The sequence below is a fragment of the Enterococcus sp. 3H8_DIV0648 genome (assembly GCF_002140655.1).
Taxonomy (GTDB): Bacteria; Bacillota; Bacilli; order Lactobacillales; family Enterococcaceae; genus Enterococcus_A; species Enterococcus_A hulanensis.
Window position 1 is genome coordinate 381,970 of the sequence record NZ_NGLG01000002.1, and the last position, 2,836, is coordinate 384,805.

Sequence of the window (2,836 nt, forward strand, 5' to 3'; positions counted from 1 at the left end):
TATCCGTTTATGACAATAATGGGAAATGGCAAGGATATTTGAATGAAGACGGCGCACAGGTCGTTAATAATCAAGGTGGAAAATGGAATTCTACGAATCAATACATCACAGTGGCTAAAGACAATTGGACGATTTGGAAAGATTTTAATTTCAAAAATGGCATTTCAACAAAAAACTTGTACCAACGCACATATCGAGTAACTGGTTGGTACCGTCACTTTAATGGATCAAGATATTTATCCGTTTATGACAATAATGGGAAATGGCAAGGATATTTGAATGAAGACGGCGCACAGGTCGTTAATAATCAAGGTGGAAAATGGAACTCTACTAATCAATACATCACAGTGACTAAAGACAATTGGACGATTTGGAAAGATTTCAATTTCAAAAATGGCATTTCAACAAAGAATATGTATTTGAAAACATATAAGGTAACAGGCTGGTACCGTCACTTTAATGGATCAAAATATTTATCATTATATGATGATAAAGGAAAATGGCAAGGCTACTTAAACGAGGGCGGTACAAAAAAAGCTGTTTCTTACGTTTTATTAAACGCACCATATATCAATCAAAATAGTAGTGGTTATCCGATGGGGTGTGAAGCGGCGTCACTCTTGCAGGCTTTGCAGAAGAAAGGCTACGCTAAAAACTATAATTTGAAAAGCTTTATCAAGGAAATGCCGTTATCGTCTAATAATAATCCTAATAATGGATTTGCTGGAAAGCCAGATAGAATCATGAATGATGTTTATCAATCAATTTATGCAAAACCATTGGCGCAATGGGGAAATAAATATGGAAAAGTTTCCGACATTTCTGGCAGTTCCGTTGAAACATTGAAGGATGAATTACGTAAAGGCAATCCAGTCGTTGTTTACGTGACCGGTAATTACGCGAAGCCCGCTTATGGAAAATATTGGTGGGGAACGGGAATCGATAATGCGCATATCGTCACCTTGGATGGCTTCAACGAATCGAACAATACCTATCACATCTCTGATCCGAATTCTGGAAAATACTGGGTATCCGCCAGCAAGTTCGAAGCAAGTTATAATTTAAGAAAATCTGCCGTAGTGGTGAGATAAACAAACAGCCAGCCGTTTAGCAAGCGGGTGGCTGTTTTTGTCTTAGCTCATTTTCGTTCGGGGAAATGAAAATTCTTTAGTGCAGCATTTAAAAAGTGATTGAACTCTTTCATCAATAGAAATTTTCCAACGGTTTCTTGAACAAAATAGTCTGATGTGAGAATTTCCTGATCGCCTATGTGAAGTTCCAGATACATATTCTTAAATTTCAGATATTCAGCAATTGGAGAATCGGCATAAGCTTCATATCCTCGCGGCATTCGTTTTAACTGCTTACCCATCACATGGTAATATTTTTTGAATTCTTTTTTTTCGATGATCGTTAAAAATTCTGTCTCGTGTTCGATCAGAGCTTGGCGGATCAGGTCGGTGGCTTCAGAAAACATATCCGCAAATAAACCACCGCCTAAGAAGGACTGATTGTTTGGTTTCAAAAAGATGAAATAGCCGCAAGGGATTGGCGCTTTTCCATTTGGTCCGATATGGGCACGGAAGACAGGATTATAGGGTGATTTATCGTGACTGAATCGGGTATCACGATTCAGTTTGAACGTCAGCTTTTTCGCTGAAATCAAAGGGATTTCCGGATCTTTTTCATGAAGTTGCTGTGAAAGAGCGTCGACCAATTGATTGAATTCTGCGACTGCGTTCATTCGTTCTTGTTTTGTCTCGTGAAACCATTCCTGATGATTATTTTGCTCTAGTGCCGCCAAGTAGTTAAATATTTTTTCATAGGTCATAAAACAGCCTCCTCGGCGATTAATTCTGATAATTGTTTTGATCCCAGCAATTCTTTCAAAAATTTCTGAGGGTCAAAGGCTGATTGGTAGTGAGTCAAAGTTTCAAATAAAAGGGTTTGCTCATCTAAAAACTCCATATTGCTTTTCTGCTGCATAATTTCTGCCAGATCCAATTTTTTTAAAGATGAATAATCGAGTTGTGACGGGTTGAGTCGCTTTTGCTGAATCGCAAAAGGGATTCTTTTTTTGCACTCGCAGCTTCCGCCAGCAACTCCGCAATAGATATTCAAAAAATTTCCCATTCTGATTCTTATGCGGGAAAGTTTTTTTCGATAAGTTGCAGGGGACATCTGGAGTAAATCGCCAGCTAGCTGACTGTTCATTTTAAACATCGTCCCTAAGATGAAAACACACCGATCTTGCGGACTGAGACATTGCAGCATGATATTGGTACACGAGAGCTTCAGTTCTTCTGCCAATTCTGTTTCTTCTAGCTCGCAAAATTGCTGATCAAGCTTTGGAGCGGGCTGCTCAAGATCCTTCCCCATAAGATCAAAGGTCAGTTGTTCGCGAAACGCGCGCTTTTTGTGATCATTGATCAGATAGTTGACTGCGATTCGGTAAACCCAGGTATTAAAACGGCTTTGCTGATTAAAAGCTGAAAGGTTCGTGGCAGCTTTTAGTAATATTTCCTGCGTGGCATCTTCAGCATCAAAAACATTTCCCAACATTCGTAAGGAAAGATTGAATACGCTGTTTTTCACCTCCGCTAGTAAAACTGCCAGCGAATCGGTATCTCCATCCAATGAAGCTTGGATTAGCTGTTTTTCCTGATTAATTTCCATTTTTTTTACCTCCTTTACTATTTAGACAAATAAAGCGGTCGGGTGTGACCGGAATTTTGAAATTGCTATCTTTATTTTGGCAGATTCCTTTGGTGCTTACTATAAAAAAATAGAAGCAAAAAAATTCTGACATTGACAACTGATATATACTGTTATACAC

General features: G+C 38.7%; 3 protein-coding genes. 1 reads left to right on the forward strand and 2 read right to left on the reverse strand.

The window, feature by feature from the left end; all coding sequences use genetic code 11:
• The coding region (locus A5875_RS18240; RefSeq protein WP_441316228.1) for a C39 family peptidase at positions 1 to 1,091 on the forward strand (1,091 nt) is incomplete at its 5' end.
• Between the two features lie 47 nt (positions 1,092 to 1,138).
• Here the strand turns inward: A5875_RS18240 and A5875_RS18245 are convergent.
• The gene (locus A5875_RS18245; RefSeq protein WP_088935009.1) at positions 1,139 to 1,831 is read right to left on the reverse strand and encodes a DUF2461 domain-containing protein; all 693 of its coding nucleotides are present in this window, start codon (positions 1,829 to 1,831) and stop codon (positions 1,139 to 1,141) included.
• Positions 1,828 to 2,676, reverse strand: a complete 849-nt coding sequence (locus A5875_RS18250; RefSeq protein ID WP_088935010.1) for an RNA polymerase sigma factor — start codon at positions 2,674 to 2,676, stop codon at positions 1,828 to 1,830. Before A5875_RS18250 ends, A5875_RS18245 begins: the two co-directional genes overlap by 4 nt.
• Between the last annotated feature and the right edge of the window lie 160 nt (positions 2,677 to 2,836).